This is a genomic window from Metapseudomonas boanensis (assembly GCF_042232855.1).
Taxonomy (GTDB): Bacteria; Pseudomonadota; Gammaproteobacteria; order Pseudomonadales; family Pseudomonadaceae; genus Metapseudomonas; species Metapseudomonas boanensis.
In genome coordinates, this window is record NZ_CP113889.1 from 2,894,563 (window position 1) to 2,907,443 (window position 12,881).

17 protein-coding genes are annotated in these 12,881 nt (G+C 63.3%); 10 read left to right on the top strand and 7 right to left on the bottom strand.

The annotated features are described in order from the left end of the window. Positions 1 to 162 precede the first annotated feature (162 nt). Positions 163 to 651: a phosphate-starvation-inducible protein PsiE gene (locus OXH74_RS13350; protein WP_375737445.1), complete on the top strand. Its 489-nt coding sequence runs from the start codon at positions 163 to 165 to the stop codon at positions 649 to 651. A 14-nt stretch (positions 652 to 665) separates the two neighbouring features. On the opposite strand, the gene OXH74_RS13355 is transcribed toward OXH74_RS13350, so the two are convergent. Next, on the bottom strand, positions 666 to 977 hold the full coding sequence (locus OXH74_RS13355) for a DUF3509 domain-containing protein (RefSeq protein ID WP_375737446.1): 312 nt from the start codon (positions 975 to 977) through the stop codon (positions 666 to 668). Between the two features lie 531 nt (positions 978 to 1,508). Between OXH74_RS13355 and OXH74_RS13360 the strand changes: the two genes are divergently transcribed. The 4 genes from OXH74_RS13360 (at position 1,509) to OXH74_RS13375 (ending at position 4,104) form a co-directional block, all read left to right on the top strand. Further along, on the top strand, positions 1,509 to 1,715 hold the full coding sequence (locus OXH74_RS13360; RefSeq protein ID WP_375737447.1) for a hypothetical protein: 207 nt from the start codon (positions 1,509 to 1,511) through the stop codon (positions 1,713 to 1,715). A 389-nt stretch (positions 1,716 to 2,104) separates the two neighbouring features. Next, complete coding sequence (locus OXH74_RS13365; protein WP_375737448.1) at positions 2,105 to 2,605, top strand: DUF3016 domain-containing protein; 501 nt, start codon at positions 2,105 to 2,107, stop codon at positions 2,603 to 2,605. Positions 2,606 to 2,749: 144 nt separating this feature from the next. Continuing rightward, positions 2,750 to 3,151: a PA2779 family protein gene (locus OXH74_RS13370; RefSeq protein WP_375737449.1), complete on the top strand. Its 402-nt coding sequence runs from the start codon at positions 2,750 to 2,752 to the stop codon at positions 3,149 to 3,151. Then, the gene (locus OXH74_RS13375; RefSeq protein WP_375737450.1) at positions 3,139 to 4,104 is read left to right on the top strand and encodes a PA2778 family cysteine peptidase; all 966 of its coding nucleotides are present in this window, start codon (positions 3,139 to 3,141) and stop codon (positions 4,102 to 4,104) included. Before OXH74_RS13370 ends, OXH74_RS13375 begins: the two co-directional genes overlap by 13 nt. Before the next feature lie 167 nt (positions 4,105 to 4,271). Here the strand turns inward: OXH74_RS13375 and OXH74_RS13380 are convergent, their stop codons facing one another. After that, a complete protein-coding gene (locus OXH74_RS13380; RefSeq protein WP_375737451.1) occupies positions 4,272 to 5,144 on the bottom strand; it encodes a helix-turn-helix domain-containing protein in 873 nt (290 codons plus the stop codon). Between the two features lie 149 nt (positions 5,145 to 5,293). Between OXH74_RS13380 and OXH74_RS13385 the strand changes: the two genes are divergently transcribed. Both OXH74_RS13385 and OXH74_RS13390 read left to right on the top strand, forming a co-directional pair. Beyond that, positions 5,294 to 6,199: a DMT family transporter gene (locus tag OXH74_RS13385; protein WP_375737452.1), complete on the top strand. Its 906-nt coding sequence runs from the start codon at positions 5,294 to 5,296 to the stop codon at positions 6,197 to 6,199. Continuing rightward, the gene (locus tag OXH74_RS13390; RefSeq protein WP_375737453.1) at positions 6,196 to 6,513 is read left to right on the top strand and encodes a cupin domain-containing protein; all 318 of its coding nucleotides are present in this window, start codon (positions 6,196 to 6,198) and stop codon (positions 6,511 to 6,513) included. The genes OXH74_RS13385 and OXH74_RS13390 overlap by 4 nt, the downstream gene beginning before the upstream one ends. Here the strand turns inward: OXH74_RS13390 and OXH74_RS13395 are convergent. Further along, positions 6,510 to 6,878 carry a hypothetical protein gene (locus tag OXH74_RS13395; protein ID WP_375737454.1) on the bottom strand — a complete coding sequence of 123 codons (369 nt, stop codon included), beginning with the start codon at positions 6,876 to 6,878 and terminating at the stop codon, positions 6,510 to 6,512. The genes OXH74_RS13390 and OXH74_RS13395 overlap by 4 nt on opposite strands. A gap of 201 nt (positions 6,879 to 7,079) precedes the next feature. Here OXH74_RS13395 and OXH74_RS13400 point away from each other — a divergent pair, with 201 nt between their 5' ends. From OXH74_RS13400 to OXH74_RS13410, 3 genes are read left to right on the top strand one after another with little or no spacing between them, the layout of a single operon-like run. Then, positions 7,080 to 7,337: a hypothetical protein gene (locus OXH74_RS13400; RefSeq protein ID WP_375737455.1), complete on the top strand. Its 258-nt coding sequence runs from the start codon at positions 7,080 to 7,082 to the stop codon at positions 7,335 to 7,337. Positions 7,338 to 7,391: 54 nt separating this feature from the next. Next, positions 7,392 to 8,237 (top strand): DUF692 domain-containing protein, encoded by an 846-nt coding sequence (locus OXH74_RS13405; protein ID WP_375737456.1) that lies wholly within the window; start codon positions 7,392 to 7,394, stop codon positions 8,235 to 8,237. Further along, positions 8,228 to 8,995: a DUF2063 domain-containing protein gene (locus tag OXH74_RS13410; protein WP_375737457.1), complete on the top strand. Its 768-nt coding sequence runs from the start codon at positions 8,228 to 8,230 to the stop codon at positions 8,993 to 8,995. The genes OXH74_RS13405 and OXH74_RS13410 overlap by 10 nt, the downstream gene beginning before the upstream one ends. A 68-nt stretch (positions 8,996 to 9,063) precedes the next feature. Here the strand turns inward: OXH74_RS13410 and OXH74_RS13415 are convergent, their stop codons facing one another. From OXH74_RS13415 to OXH74_RS13430, 4 genes are all read right to left on the bottom strand, one after another. Continuing rightward, a complete protein-coding gene (locus OXH74_RS13415) occupies positions 9,064 to 9,894 on the bottom strand; it encodes an SDR family oxidoreductase (protein ID WP_375737458.1) in 831 nt (276 codons plus the stop codon). Positions 9,895 to 10,094: 200 nt separating this feature from the next. After that, positions 10,095 to 10,559, bottom strand: coding sequence for a multidrug transporter (locus OXH74_RS13420; protein ID WP_375737459.1), 465 nt, complete (start codon positions 10,557 to 10,559; stop codon positions 10,095 to 10,097). A 61-nt stretch (positions 10,560 to 10,620) separates the two neighbouring features. Further along, positions 10,621 to 12,063, bottom strand: coding sequence for a mannose-1-phosphate guanylyltransferase/mannose-6-phosphate isomerase (locus tag OXH74_RS13425; RefSeq protein WP_375737460.1), 1,443 nt, complete (start codon positions 12,061 to 12,063; stop codon positions 10,621 to 10,623). 123 nt (positions 12,064 to 12,186) lie between these two features. Further along, a complete protein-coding gene (locus tag OXH74_RS13430; RefSeq protein WP_375737461.1) occupies positions 12,187 to 12,846 on the bottom strand; it encodes an alginate O-acetyltransferase AlgF in 660 nt (219 codons plus the stop codon). Positions 12,847 to 12,881 lie beyond the last annotated feature (35 nt).

Below are 12,881 nucleotides of genomic sequence, written 5' to 3' on the forward strand. Positions count from 1 at the left end.
GTTTTTTCTCAGGAGCTTTCCCTTCGTCAAGGGTGCGACAACCTGTCCAGTGGCGTGGCAGTGGGCCCAGCCTTCATAACGAGGCACTGGCCTCCATCCTGCATAATCCCCCTGTCACTTTCGCCCGCCACTCTTGGGCCTGTCGTATCAAGGAGCTGTATCGTGAAGATCAACTGGGCTGACACCCTGCGCGAGAACGTGCATGGCCTGGCCGAATCGCTAGGTAACCTGTTGGTGGAGAGCTTCCACTACCTGGCGCTGTTCGCCATTGGTGGCATTACCGCGTGGGCCGCCGTGGTCGCGTTCCTTGGAATGGTGGAGAAGGGGCACATCACGGTCGATGACATCCTCCTGCTGTTCATCTACCTAGAACTGGGCGCCATGGTTGGCATCTACTTCAAGACCAACCACATGCCGGTGCGCTTCCTGATCTACGTAGCCATCACCGCGCTGACCCGTCTGTTGATCTCCGACGTTTCCCATCACCACCGTCCAGACCTTGGGGTGGTCTATGTGTCCGGCGCGATCCTGTTGCTGGCGCTGGCGATCCTTGTGGTGCGTTTCGCCTCATCGCGCTTCCCTTCGGTGCAGAGCGATGGTCCCCATCGGCGCCACCTGCGTCGCGATGAGGTGGCGGAGGAGGAGGCCTGAGCCGCCACCTCCATTCACATCCCCGCGTTCTGCACAGCACAGACCCGGCCAGGCCGAACCGGAGTGACCCGGCCACCGGTCATGGCGCACAGCAGTGAGCCCACCTCGTGCCCGCGCTCGATGGCGATGCCCAGGCGTATGCTCTCGATCACCCGTTGCAGGCGAACCGGATCGTTGCGCTGGGCCGGGCTGATCATGCGCCGCGCCACTACGCCGCGCTCGTTGGTGAGGGTCAGCATGATGTTGCCTCCTTGCCGTTCCAGGCTGAGATTGACCCGGTATTCGGCCTGGAAGGCGTCGGTCAGGATCTGGAATGGGTTGTACATGGCATGTCACCTGATTGATCGGGCAATGAATCGATGGACTGCCATGACTTCTGCAAAGTTCGAACCGCAATGACCAGCGGCGCACCCCGTCGCCGACCAAGTGTCGTTGGGGAGCCGCAATGGGTCGCATCGCCTTGCAGGGGCATCCGTTCGCAGTAAGTGCTATGGAATTTCAACTGCACCCATTTTTCAAACGAGAATTTATTGCAAAATTGCGGTCGCGCTCGGATAACCCTCTCCTGAGCGCCGCATTAGCCATCCTGCGGAGCATCCAGGGAAGCGGCGAAACCAATATTCGGAGTTGGGCTGGACACGGCTGCCGATGGGCATTCAAGAAAAAACTGCGGTTTTTGCCGACTCGTCCGGCTCTATCTGCACAAGCCCTGTCTTGCGGGGGGAAGAGCGTCCAGCGGGCAACAACGGAGTTAACAACCCATGAAAGGTTCGCCGTGAGCAAGGCCAGGACCCCATTTGCTGGGATGTGGCAGCGCGTGTACTGGCGGCTGTACTCGAGGTTATGCGGTTGCTGATGTGGTCACAGCGTTCCTGCCGGTCTACCTGCCGCTGATGCATAGTGACTGCGTGGTGTTTGCCAACCTGTCCTGCTTCGCCGTCTACATCGCGGCGATCTCCTATGCCTTCGCCGCGTGTTCGGCCCTGCTGGCCTGGAAGGCGCGCTGGGTCTTGCCTTTGATGGCGCTGCTGCCGGCGAGCGGCATGGTGTTGGCATTGGCATGAGCGTAATGGCAGGCCTTTGGCCGGCTTGGCAAATTAATTGGCTCTGTCCCTGTCAAGTGTTGCAACTGGATGCATCTCTTGTAGGAGCAAGCTTGCTCGCGAAAAGGTCGGGTTCGCGAGCAAGAACTCGGCGTCCCCGCGCTCCTACAAGGCCTCAGTCCGGCCGTTGATTTCTAGCCACAGCTGGCGCAGGCAGAGCCAATGAATTCGCCCCAGTAACGCAGCGACTGAAGCGGTAGGGGGGACTTCATACGCCAAGGGTTGCAGCGCGACCCGGAAAGTCACGGGTACGCCCGAAGCCGCCGCCCACCGGCTACCCGTCCCACCCTCGGAGGCAGGCGTACACTGAGCGAGGCAGTCAATCTGGTGTTGCCGTCAGGAGGTGTGCCATGCGTCCAACGCTTCCCCTCATCGTCCTCGCCGTGCTGATCCTCACCCCCGCAGCGCTCGCTGCCACCACCGAAGTTCGTTTCACCCATCCTGAAAGCTTCAGCGACGCCTATCTTGGGCGCGACCATGGCCGTGGTGCGGATGACGTCGTGCTGAAAGAGCTGAAAGCCCATATCCAGAAGCTGGGCGAGCGTTACCTGCAGGCCGGGCAGGCCTTCAAGGTGGATATCCTCGATATCGACCTTGCCGGCCGCTACGAGCCTTGGCGCGTGGAGTTCCAGAATGTCCGCTTCATGCGGGAAATCACCTGGCCCCGGATAAAAATGCACTACAGTTTTGAGCAGGATGGCAATGTGCTAGTCAGTCGCGAGGCGATGGTGATCGACCAAGCCTACCTCCAGCATGGCAACCGTTATTTCAGCAGCGACCGGTTGCGTTATGAAAAGGCCATGCTCGACGATTGGTTCCGTAGGAACATTGGCAAGGCTGCAGCTGACTGATCGGCTGATTTTCCGGCGGACGAATCGCGTAGTTGCGTCAGACAATTTTTAAAACTGTGAACGAATCAACAACTTGGCTTCAGGCAGTAAGGAACTGTCGGGGGCGGTTGTGGTCAATGCGTAACAAATCCAAGGAGAATTCCTATGCTTTCGCGTTCCTGCAATCGTAGTCTTGCTGCTGTTCTGATGGCCGGCCAGATTGCCTTTCTCGCCCAGGCCCCCATTGCCCATGCCGCCATGATCGGCACTCCCCAGGCTATCCAGCAGCAGTCCCAATACCAACCGGTAGACCGCGAGCAGCTCCGCGCCATGCTCGACGACCAGCAGGTGCAACAGAAGCTCGAATCCCTCGGCGTACCTCGTGAACAGGTCGAAGCCCGTATCGCCAGCCTGACGCCGGCCGAACTGGCGCAGTTCAATCAGCGCCTCGAGCAGGAGCCAGCGGGTGGTTGGGTCGGCATCATCGTGCTGTTCCTGGTGATCTTCATCATTACCGACATGCTCTGCGCGACAGACATTTTCAGCTTCATCAAATGCATCAACTAAGCCTGTTGCGGCCATGTCTCGCCGCGCTGGCCCTCGTGCTTGCCGGTTGTGCGGGGCAGCCCATGCTGCCCCCGCAGAGCGACCGGCTGCCTCAGCGAGTGGAGTTGGACCAGGTACCGTTCTACCCTCAGGAGATTTACCAGTGCGGGCCGGCGGCGCTGGCCACGGTGCTGGTACAGCGCGGGGTCAAGACCTCGCCTGAGGCGCTGGTGCCGCGCGTCTACCTGCCAGAGCGCGAGGGCAGCCTGAAGCTGGAACTGGTGGCTGCCGCGCGCCAGCACGGCATGCTGGTCTATCCGCTGGAACCGAACCTGGATGCCTTGCTGACTCAAGTTGCGGCTGGCAATCCGGTGTTGGTTATGCAGAACCTCGGCCTCGACCTGTTGCCGCGCTGGCACTTTGCAGTAGTGGTGGGTTTCGATCGCAGCAAGGATGAGCTGGTGTTGCGTTCCGGTACCGAGCGTCGCTGGGTGACCGACCTGCGCAGCTTCGACCGCACCTGGGAGCGTGCCGAGCGTTGGGCAGTAGTGACCGTGCCGGCGGACCAGTTGCCTGCCGAGGCGCAGCTGGAGCCCTGGCTCAAATCCGCCAGTGACCTGGAGGAAACCGCCCAACGCCCGGTAGCCGAGAAGGCCTATCGGACGGCCGCCAAACACTGGCCGGAGGAGCCTCTGCCGCTGTTCGCCCTGGCCAATGCACGCTACGCCGAAGGGGATCGTAATGGCGCCGAGCTGGCCCTGCGCGAAAGCCTGCGACGCAAGCCGGACTTTGCCTTGGGCTGGTTCAATCTGTCCGAGGTGCTGAGCGAAAAGGGCTGTGCCTCCCAGGCCTCCCAGGCTCGCGCCTGCGCCCGCAAGCTGGCCCCCGATGACCAGCGCCTGGCTGCACCCCTGGACAGCTCTGCCAGCAGCAAGGGCCAGTGCACGGCACTACCCGCCTGCGTATCACCGTAGTTTGGTGCGGGCCGCACAGGTCCGAGCCTGGCGAGGCCCAACGGTTTGGGGACTGTTGGGCTTCGCTTCACTCAGCGAAGCGCCGCCCTGCGCAACCTACAAGTTGTCGCTGAGCCTCAGAGCCGCAGGAGAACGCCAACGGGCAGCCATGCGGCCCCAATGATCGATTACCGAAACACCGCTCGGAACGCCCCCGGCGTGCCGCCCATGGCTGCCCGGAACCGGTTGCTGAAGTGGCTGGCGCTGGCGAAGCCGCAGGCCATGGCGATCTCGCCCAGGGGCAGGGCGGTGTCCTGCAGCAGCTTGCGCGCCCGCGCCAGGCGCCTGGCGAGCAGGTATTGGTGCGGCGGCATGCCGAAGCTTTCGCGAAACATGCGCGCGAAGTGATACTCCGAGAGCGCGGCGAAGGTCGCCAGTTCGCCTAGGCTGATGGGTTCCGCCACCCGGTGCTCGATGTACTCCACCAGGCGTTTTCGCAGGGCCGGCGCCAGCCCGCCCTTGAGCCTCAACCCTTCGCGCAGGCCGGCCTGGGTCAGCAGGCTGTGATGGATCATTTCGTGCGCGAGGCTGCTGGCCAGCAGGCGCTCGCCGGGTTCGTCCCAGTCCAGACCGATGAGTTGACGGAAGTTGTGTGCTTGCTGCGGGTCGTCGAGGAAGGTCCGCTCGCGCAGCTGCAGCTCGCGCGGTTCGCGGTCGAGCAGGGTGATCGCCGCCTGGGCGAAATGTTCGGCGCTGAAGTAGAGATGGGCGAGGCGAATCTCGCCATTGATCACCCAGGATGATTCATGGCCAGCCGGCAGGACGCACAGTTTGTCTGGCGCGCCCTTGGTGTCGGGCCGCTCGCGGCGGAAGGTGCCGGTGCCGCCGGACAGGTAGCAGGACAGCGTGTGGTGCGCCGGCCCCTGGTAATCGCGGGCATCGTGGTGATTGCTCCAGAGTGCCGCGCCCAGCCCGTCGCCCAGCTCCGCGCAATGCTCCAGGCGCGCGTTCGGGGAGCTGCTGAGGGACTGGAATACCTGGTTCTGTTCGAGCGGCGACATGGCCTGGAATCGAGCTGGTTGCGATGTTGGCAATCCTAACGCGTGTGCCCGCGCCTGGGCAGCGAACCGACGAGATAAGCGCAAGTTTGTGCAAGCGGGCAGAGCCTGCGAGGTGGAGACTTCCCTCACTGCCACCGGGAGTTGTTCTCATGAACCTGTCGCTTTACCTGCTCACCGTCGTGATCTGGGGCACCACCTGGATCGCCATCAAGCTGCAGATGGGCGAGGTCGCCATTCCGGTTTCCATCGCCTATCGCTTTGGCTTGGCGGCCGTCGTGCTGTTTGCCATCCTCCTGCTTAGCCGCCGCCTGCAGAAGCTTGACGGCCGCGCGCAGATGATCTGCCTGGCCCAGGGCCTATGTCTGTTCTGCGTCAACTTCCTGTGCTTCTACACCGCGAGCCAATGGATCCCCAGCGGCCTGATCGCCGTGGTGTTTTCGACAGCAACTTTGTGGAATGCTCTGAACGCTCGGATCTTCTTCGGCCAGCGCATCGCGCCAAACGTGCTGGCCGGCGGCGGCCTCGGGCTCGCAGGCCTGGCACTGTTGTTCTGGCCAGAGTTGTCCGGCCACACCGCCAGCCGCGAAACCTTGATGGGCCTCGGCCTGGCCCTGCTCGGCACGTTGTGCTTTTCTGCCGGCAACATCCTCTCCAGCCTGCAACAGAAAGTTGGCCTCAAGCCGCTCACCACTAATGCCTGGGGCATGCTCTACGGCACCTTGCTGCTCTGCGCCTGGTGCCTGGTGAGCGGTACGCCATTCGCGATGGAGTGGAACACCCGTTATGTCGGTTCGCTGCTGTACCTGGCCATTCCCGGCTCGGTGATCGGCTTCACCGCCTACCTGACCTTGGTGGGGCGCATGGGGCCGGAGCGCGCGGCCTACTGTACGGTGCTGTTCCCGGTGGTGGCGCTGAACATTTCGGCGTTCGTCGAAGGTTATGAATGGACTGCCCCAGCCCTGTTCGGTCTGCTACTGGTGATGGCGGGCAACCTGCTGGTGTTCCGCAAGCCAAAACTTGCAGTGGCACCTGCAGCCGGGGAGGCCAGGGCATGAGTAGCCGAGTGGTACGCGGCCGCGCTTTCACCGCCGAGCGGGCCTGGGGCGCGCTGGATATCGCCAACCTGGACGGCACCACGGTGCGCCTGCACTGGACCGACCAGCCCTACGTCTGGCACGTGAACGATGGCCAGGAGGTGTTCGTGGTACTGGATGGCGAGGTGCAGATGCACTACCGCGACGGCGGCGAGGAGCGTCAGGTGCTGCTGGGCGTTGGTGACCTGTTCTACGCTGCTGTCGGCTGTGAACACGTTGCCCGTCCCCGCGGTGCGGCGCGCATCCTGGTGGTGGAGCGTGAGGGCAGCGTCTAACGGACCTTGCCGAACAACCGGTCGGACAGCATCACCGCAACCAGCACTGGGTAGCAGAGGTAATGCAGGCCGAACAACACCACGCCCATGGGGCTGGGCGTGTCCTGGACGGTCATCATCCCCAACAGGCCGAGGTACAGCACTCCCAGAATTCCGGCGAAATACAGCACGATGCGCCAGCGCTCGCTTGCGCTGGGCGCGCGATGCTGCGCCAGGCGGAACCACAGCGCCATGGCTGCCGAGACAGTGGTAGCGACGATCAGTGTGGCGAAGATCCCTCCGACCTTGACGAAGGTGCGCAACAGCAGGTTGAGGACGATGGCCAGGGCGACGCCGCCAAGGGCATAGCGGAGGGGGAGCGACATACTCGTTACTCGCAGTGGATGTGTGGAGACTGTAGCCCGGATCCAATCCGGGAGAGGCGGTTGGGCATTTTCCCGGATTCCATCCGGCTACAAAAAATCCGTCTGTGCTGTAACGCAGGGGAGCCTGCGATCTCTACCTCTATGTCCGCACCATGAAGTCGATCTGGAGCGGCCCAACCTACTGTTAGAGGACGCATAAAAATGACCATCAAGACCTCCGCCACCATGACCGGTGCCGCTCTCGCCCTGGCCGCCGCCGGCCTGTTCGCCAGCCTGCCGACCCAGGTTTTCGCCGAAGAGGCCATGGTGCACTGCTATGGCATCAACGCGTGCAAGGGCCAGAACGACTGCAAGACCGCCAACAACGCCTGCAAAGGGCAGGGCGCCTGCAAGGGGCAGGGCTTCAAGAGCACCACCCTGGCCGAGTGCAACAACGCGGGCGGCAAGGTTGGGCCATGACCCGGAGCGGGGCAGCCTTCGGGCTGCCCCACGTCCCACCGACAGGGGCTAGCCATGCACACGGACCGCACAAACCTGGGCTTTGGCCTGGGGCTGAGAACCCAGTACTACCAAGACATCCTTGACCACGCACCGCCGGTGGACTGGTTCGAGATCATCTCGGAGAACTACATGGTCGAGGGCGGAAAGCCGCTCTATTACCTGGACGCCATTGCCGAGCGCTACCCGCTGGTGATGCACGGCGTCTCGTTGTCCATCGGTGGCCCGCATGATCTGGACCGCGACTACCTGCGGCGCCTCAAATTACTGGCGGGGAGGGTTCGGCCGCGTTGGATCTCCGATCACCTGTGCTGGAGTCGGGGCAGCGCCCATCAGCTGCATGACCTGTTGCCGCTGCCCTTCACCGAAGAGAGCCTGGCGCATGTGTCTGAGCGGGTAAATCAGGTGCAGGACGTGATCGGCCGCCCGCTGGTGCTGGAGAACGTCTCCAGCTACCTGCGTTGTACCGACAGCGAAATGAGTGAGTGGCAGTTCCTTGCTGCGTTGGCCGAGCGCACCGACTGTGAGCTGCTGCTGGATGTGAATAACGTCTATGTGAGTGCGCGTAACCAGGGTTTCGAGCCCTGGGAGTTCATCAGTGCCTTGCCGGCAGGCGCGATCCGCCAGCTGCACCTGGCCGGTCACAGTGACTACGGCCATTACCTCATCGATACGCACGATCAACCTGTGTGCGACCCGGTGTGGGCACTCTACCAGCGCACCCTGGCGTTCTTGGGGCCGGTATCGACGCTGCTCGAGCGCGATGACCATCTGCCGCCGCTGGATGAACTGCTGAGTGAGTTGCAGAAAGCGCGTGTGCTGGCTGACGCGACTTTCGCTCGGGAGGCCGCATGCGCCTGAAGGAATACCAGCAGCGCTTCGAGGCCTACCTGTTGAATGAAGGTGGGACGCTGGACGCCGACCTGCTCGCAGGCCTGCACGGAGGCCCTGCGCTCAGCGCGGTCGAGGGTCTGCAGATCTACCATCACGCCTATCGCGCGCGGCTGATCGAAGCGCTGCGTGAGGATTACCCGGCCATTCACCACTGGCTCGGCGATGACGAGTTCGACGCATTGGCGCGCGCCTACCTGCCTGCCCACCCTTCCAGCCATTTCAGCTTGCGTTGGCTGGGGGCCGGCCTTGCCGACTTCATCGAAACCTGGCTGGTAGCGGAGCAAGCCGCGCCGCTGTCTGAGCTGGCGCGACTGGAGTGGGCTTTTACCCTGGCGTTCGATGCGCCGGACGGGGAGCCGCTGACCTTGATGCAGATGGCGCAGTTGCCAGCCGAAGATTGGCCGGAGCTGCGCCTGGCGCTGCTGCCCAGCGTGCAGCGCGTGTCATGCCAGTTCAACAGCCTGGCGCTATGGCGGGCGGCGAAGCACGAGGCTGAATTTCCCGCTAGCCAGGCCCTGTTGCGGCCAGAGCTGTGTCTGGTGTGGCGGCGGGAGCTGGTGGGGCAGTACCGCAGCCTCGCGAAAGAAGAAGCACAGGCGCTGCTGGGGATGGTGGAGCAGGGAAGGAGCTTTGCCGAGTTGTGCGAGGCGTTGGGTGATCCGGCCCAGGCGGCAGAGTGGTTGAAATTGTGGATAAGTGAGGGGCTGGTGGAGCGGAGTGGTTGAATTCGCTTGCCCTCTCCCCCGGCCATCTCCTCTTCAGGGAGAGGGGGCGGGGGAGAGGGACGTGATGCCTACAACGACACCCCCAAGCCAAACCGCTTCTTCAACACCCGATCCAACAACCCACGTGGCACCCAGCGTGCGATCAGGGGCAGGGCGCGGCTGCCGTTGCCGATGCGTACCAGCGTCGGGCGCGGTGTGCGTTGGACGGCGGCGAGCAGCGCGTGGGCGAAGTCGGCCGCTGGAGTCGGGTGGTCCTGGGAGGCACGAGCGCGGGCGCGGATGCCTTCGCGCAGGGGCCACCAGGGCGAACCCTCGGCGATCAGCGCTTCGGCCTCGCGGATGGCATTGGTGCCGAAGCTGGAAGCGATGGCACCGGGCTGTACTTCCATAAGCTCGATGCCGAAGGGCGCCAGTTCCAGGCGCAGGGCATCGCTTAGCGCATGCACTGCGGCCTTGGATGCGCAGTAGGCACCGGCGAAGGGTGTGACCAGCACACCAGAGACACTGCCGATGTTCACCACCAGGCCGCGGCTGCGGCGCAGCAGGGGGAAGCAGGCGCGGGTCACGCCCACTAGGGCGAACACGTTGGTCTCGAACTGCCGGCGCAGTGCCGCGGGGCCGCCGTCCAGCAGCGGCCCCATGGCACCGTAGCCGGCGTTGTTGATCAGCACGTCGAGCCGTCCGGTTTCCGTTTCCAGGCGCTGGGCGAGCTCGGCCACCGCGGCTTCATCGTTGATGTCCAGGGCTACGGCGGTGAAGCCGGCAGCCGCCAGTTCGGCAAGGTCACCAGGCTTGCGGGCGCTGGCCCAGACGTTGTAACCGGCGGCCTTGAAAGCGTCGGCAAGGGCGCGGCCGATACCGCTGGAGCAGCCGGTGATCAGGGCGACGGGATTGGGCATGTTGAGTCCTTTGCTGGATGGGCGTCCGGTTTGTCCTCTCCCTGAAGAGAGGGAGGTAGTTCTTGCTTTTTTCTCCCCTCTCCCCCTGGGAGAGGGTCCGGGGGAGAGGGATGCCTGGCTCCACGCAGAGTTCAACTTCCCTCACCCCAACGTTCTCCTGGAGAGGGTGGGGGCTAGTTCGTACAGCGACCGCTGTTTACTCAATCGACGAATTTGCCACGCAGATTGGCGGCGCGAAACTCCAGTGATTGCGGTCGATAACCTTGGCGAATGGGTGGCAGCGGGATGCAGTTGCGCCACTGGGCACCGGCCTGCAACTCGGTGGGGCCTAGGTAGCGCGGATGGTCGTAGCTGGGCTGCACCAGATTGATGGTGTCGTCGGGGCGGAAGGCCTGCACCTGCCAGGCGAAGTCACGCAGGGTGGCGGAGCTGCCATTGCGGACCTGGATCGCCAGCGGGCGGTCGGCAGGGCATTCGGCGGGGCTGTAGGTGAGGCTGATTTCCAGGTGGGAGAACCGACGTTCTTCGCCTTTCTCCTGCCACAGCACCCAGCCCGCGATCAGGGCGACTCCACAGACTGCCGCCAGTGATAGCGGCAGGGCCTTGGTCGGGTAGCGGATCAGCAGGATCAGCCAGGTGAGGACGAGAATGGCGCCGATGAGCATGGAAGGCCTCCTTGAGGCCTTCCATGCTAGCGCAGAGCGAGGTTCACCGGAGGAGCCAGCGTCAGCGAGCGATGCTGTGCACCGTGGCGATTTGCGGGGCGCGGCCGTAGACGTCATCGAGCCGCTCGATGTCGTCCTCGCCCAGGTAGCTGCCTGATTGCACTTCGATGATCTCCAGCGGGATCTTCCCGGGGTTGGCCAAGCGGTGCACGGAGGCGATGGGGATGTAAGTCGACTGGTTCTCGGTGAGCAGGAAGGTCTTGTCGTCGCAAGTGACCTGCGCGGTGCCGGACACCACGATCCAATGCTCGGCACGGTGGTGGTGCATCTGCAGCGACAGCTGCGCGCCTGGTTTGACGGTGATGTGTTTCACCTGGAAACGACCGCCCATGTCCACTGAGTCGTAGGAACCCCAGGGGCGATATACCGCGCAGTGGTTCTGGGTTTCGCTACGGCCGTCGGCATCGAGCTTGTTGACCAGCTTCTTCACGTCCTGCACGCGGTCCTTGTGGGCGATCATCATGGCGTCCTTGGTTTCCACGACCACGATGTCTTCCAGGCCGATCACCGACACCAGCTTGCCGTTGCCGTGGACCAGGCAGTTGTGGCTGTCCTGCACCACGACGTCGCCCTTGGTGACGTTGCCGTTCTTGTCCTTGTCGTGCACTTCCCAGATCGAACTCCAGCTGCCGACATCGTTCCAGCCGGCGGAGAGCGGTACCACGCAGGCGCGGGCGGTTTTCTCCATCACGGCGTAGTCGATGGAGTTGTCCGGGCAGCAGGCGAAGGTGGCCGGGTCGATACTTACCGCGATGCCGTCACGCTTGCTGCGCTCCAGGGCCAGCAGACAGGTGTCGTAGATATCCACATCGTGGTGCTTGAGTTCTTCCAGGTAGCGGCTGGCGCGGAACAGGAACATGCCGCTGTTCCAGAAGTAGTCGCCAGACTCCACGTACTGGCGTGCGCGGGCCTCGTCCGGCTTCTCGACGAACTGGGCGACGCGGCTGATGCCGTCTGGCAGGTTGCCGTCAACCTGGCCACGGATATAGCCATAGCCGGTTTCCGGACGCTCGGCCGGGACGCCGAAGAGCACCATTTCGCCCCGTTCCGCTGCGATAGTGGCCAATGCCAGGGCCTGCTGGAAGGCGCGCTGGTCTTTCAGCACGTGGTCGGCCGGCAGCACTAGCATCAGCTCATCACGGCCTTCGGCGACCAGCTGCATGGCAGCGATGGCGACGGCCGGTGCGGTGTTGCGGCCAAAGGGTTCGAGCAGCATGGATTGGGCTTCCAGGCCGATACCGTCGAGCTGTTCCTGGACGATGAAACGGTGATCCTGGTTGGCCACCAGCACGGCCGGCTGCATGCCCTCGAAGGAGAGGCGTTGCAGGGTCTGCTGGAACAGGGTCTGGTCGCCGGCAAGGGCGAGGAACTGCTTAGGATACTGTTTACGCGAAAGAGGCCAGAGGCGAGAGCCGCTACCGCCAGAGAGGATCACAGGAATCATGGTGTTTCTCCTAGAACTGTCATGGGTTGTGGGCGCTGCTTCCATCGATCACTTTTCATTTTTCTTCCCGCCCTCTGCGGGGCGGGTAGCTGTGGCGCGGACGTTATCCGCGCAGGCTGTTGTTCAGGACTCGACCGGACGTTTCACCCAAACCGGCGAAAGCTTGCTGCCGCTGCCGGTGATGTAGAGGCACACCACCTCGCCACGCTGCAGCGAGATCGGCTTGAGGTCGCTGACCTTGCGGTCGCCGTCGAACAGGGCGAGACCGACCTTCACCGGGTTGATTTCACGTTCGCCGCGGCCCTGCGGGGCGACGTCGGGCACTACTGGGGTCTTGCCGTCGGCGGTTTTCAGGGTGAGCTTGGCGTCGGTCAGGTTCTGCACCCGCAGCAGGGCCTTCTGCTTGTTCTTGAAGGGCGGCTCCTCTACCAGTTGCGGGCCCTTGCCCGGCTGATTGACCAGGGTGTAGTAGTGGTCGGCTTCCAGCTTCACCGAGAGGTTGCTGCTGCCGACCTTGGCGCTGTAGTTCCCCGCTGGGAGGAACTTGAAATCGCTGGAGCCCAACGGCGGGACATCGGTCAGCGCGGTATTGCCGACGTTCACGCTGAGTTCACCGCTGGTGGCGTTGTACGCGCGGACGAAAGCGGAACCCTTGGGGGCCTGCGGGCCATACAGACCGCCTTCGTCAGCATTGGCTTGCAAGGCGCCAAGGCCCAGGACCAGGGCGCAGGCATATGACGTCCAGCTGCGGTTGTTCTGTCGGTTCATGGGGTATACCTCCATCTTCTCGTTCAATGGGGCCGGTTCGGGCCCCGTGT

Coding starts and splice junctions, on each gene's coding strand:
- OXH74_RS13355 (WP_375737446.1), bottom strand. CDS start 977: ATGTACAACCCATTCCAGATCCTGACCGACGCCTTCCAGGCCGAATAC.
- OXH74_RS13370 (WP_375737449.1), top strand. CDS start 2,750: ATGCTTTCGCGTTCCTGCAATCGTAGTCTTGCTGCTGTTCTGATGGCC.
- OXH74_RS13415 (WP_375737458.1), bottom strand. CDS start 9,894: ATGCCCAATCCCGTCGCCCTGATCACCGGCTGCTCCAGCGGTATCGGC.
- OXH74_RS13400 (WP_375737455.1), top strand. CDS start 7,080: ATGACCATCAAGACCTCCGCCACCATGACCGGTGCCGCTCTCGCCCTG.
- OXH74_RS13385 (WP_375737452.1), top strand. CDS start 5,294: ATGAACCTGTCGCTTTACCTGCTCACCGTCGTGATCTGGGGCACCACC.
- OXH74_RS13425 (WP_375737460.1), bottom strand. CDS start 12,063: ATGATTCCTGTGATCCTCTCTGGCGGTAGCGGCTCTCGCCTCTGGCCT.
- OXH74_RS13430 (WP_375737461.1), bottom strand. CDS start 12,846: ATGGAGGTATACCCCATGAACCGACAGAACAACCGCAGCTGGACGTCA.
- OXH74_RS13405 (WP_375737456.1), top strand. CDS start 7,392: ATGCACACGGACCGCACAAACCTGGGCTTTGGCCTGGGGCTGAGAACC.
- OXH74_RS13365 (WP_375737448.1), top strand. CDS start 2,105: ATGCGTCCAACGCTTCCCCTCATCGTCCTCGCCGTGCTGATCCTCACC.
- OXH74_RS13420 (WP_375737459.1), bottom strand. CDS start 10,559: ATGCTCATCGGCGCCATTCTCGTCCTCACCTGGCTGATCCTGCTGATC.
- OXH74_RS13375 (WP_375737450.1), top strand. CDS start 3,139: ATGCATCAACTAAGCCTGTTGCGGCCATGTCTCGCCGCGCTGGCCCTC.
- OXH74_RS13410 (WP_375737457.1), top strand. CDS start 8,228: ATGCGCCTGAAGGAATACCAGCAGCGCTTCGAGGCCTACCTGTTGAAT.
- OXH74_RS13395 (WP_375737454.1), bottom strand. CDS start 6,878: ATGTCGCTCCCCCTCCGCTATGCCCTTGGCGGCGTCGCCCTGGCCATC.
- OXH74_RS13390 (WP_375737453.1), top strand. CDS start 6,196: ATGAGTAGCCGAGTGGTACGCGGCCGCGCTTTCACCGCCGAGCGGGCC.
- OXH74_RS13380 (WP_375737451.1), bottom strand. CDS start 5,144: ATGTCGCCGCTCGAACAGAACCAGGTATTCCAGTCCCTCAGCAGCTCC.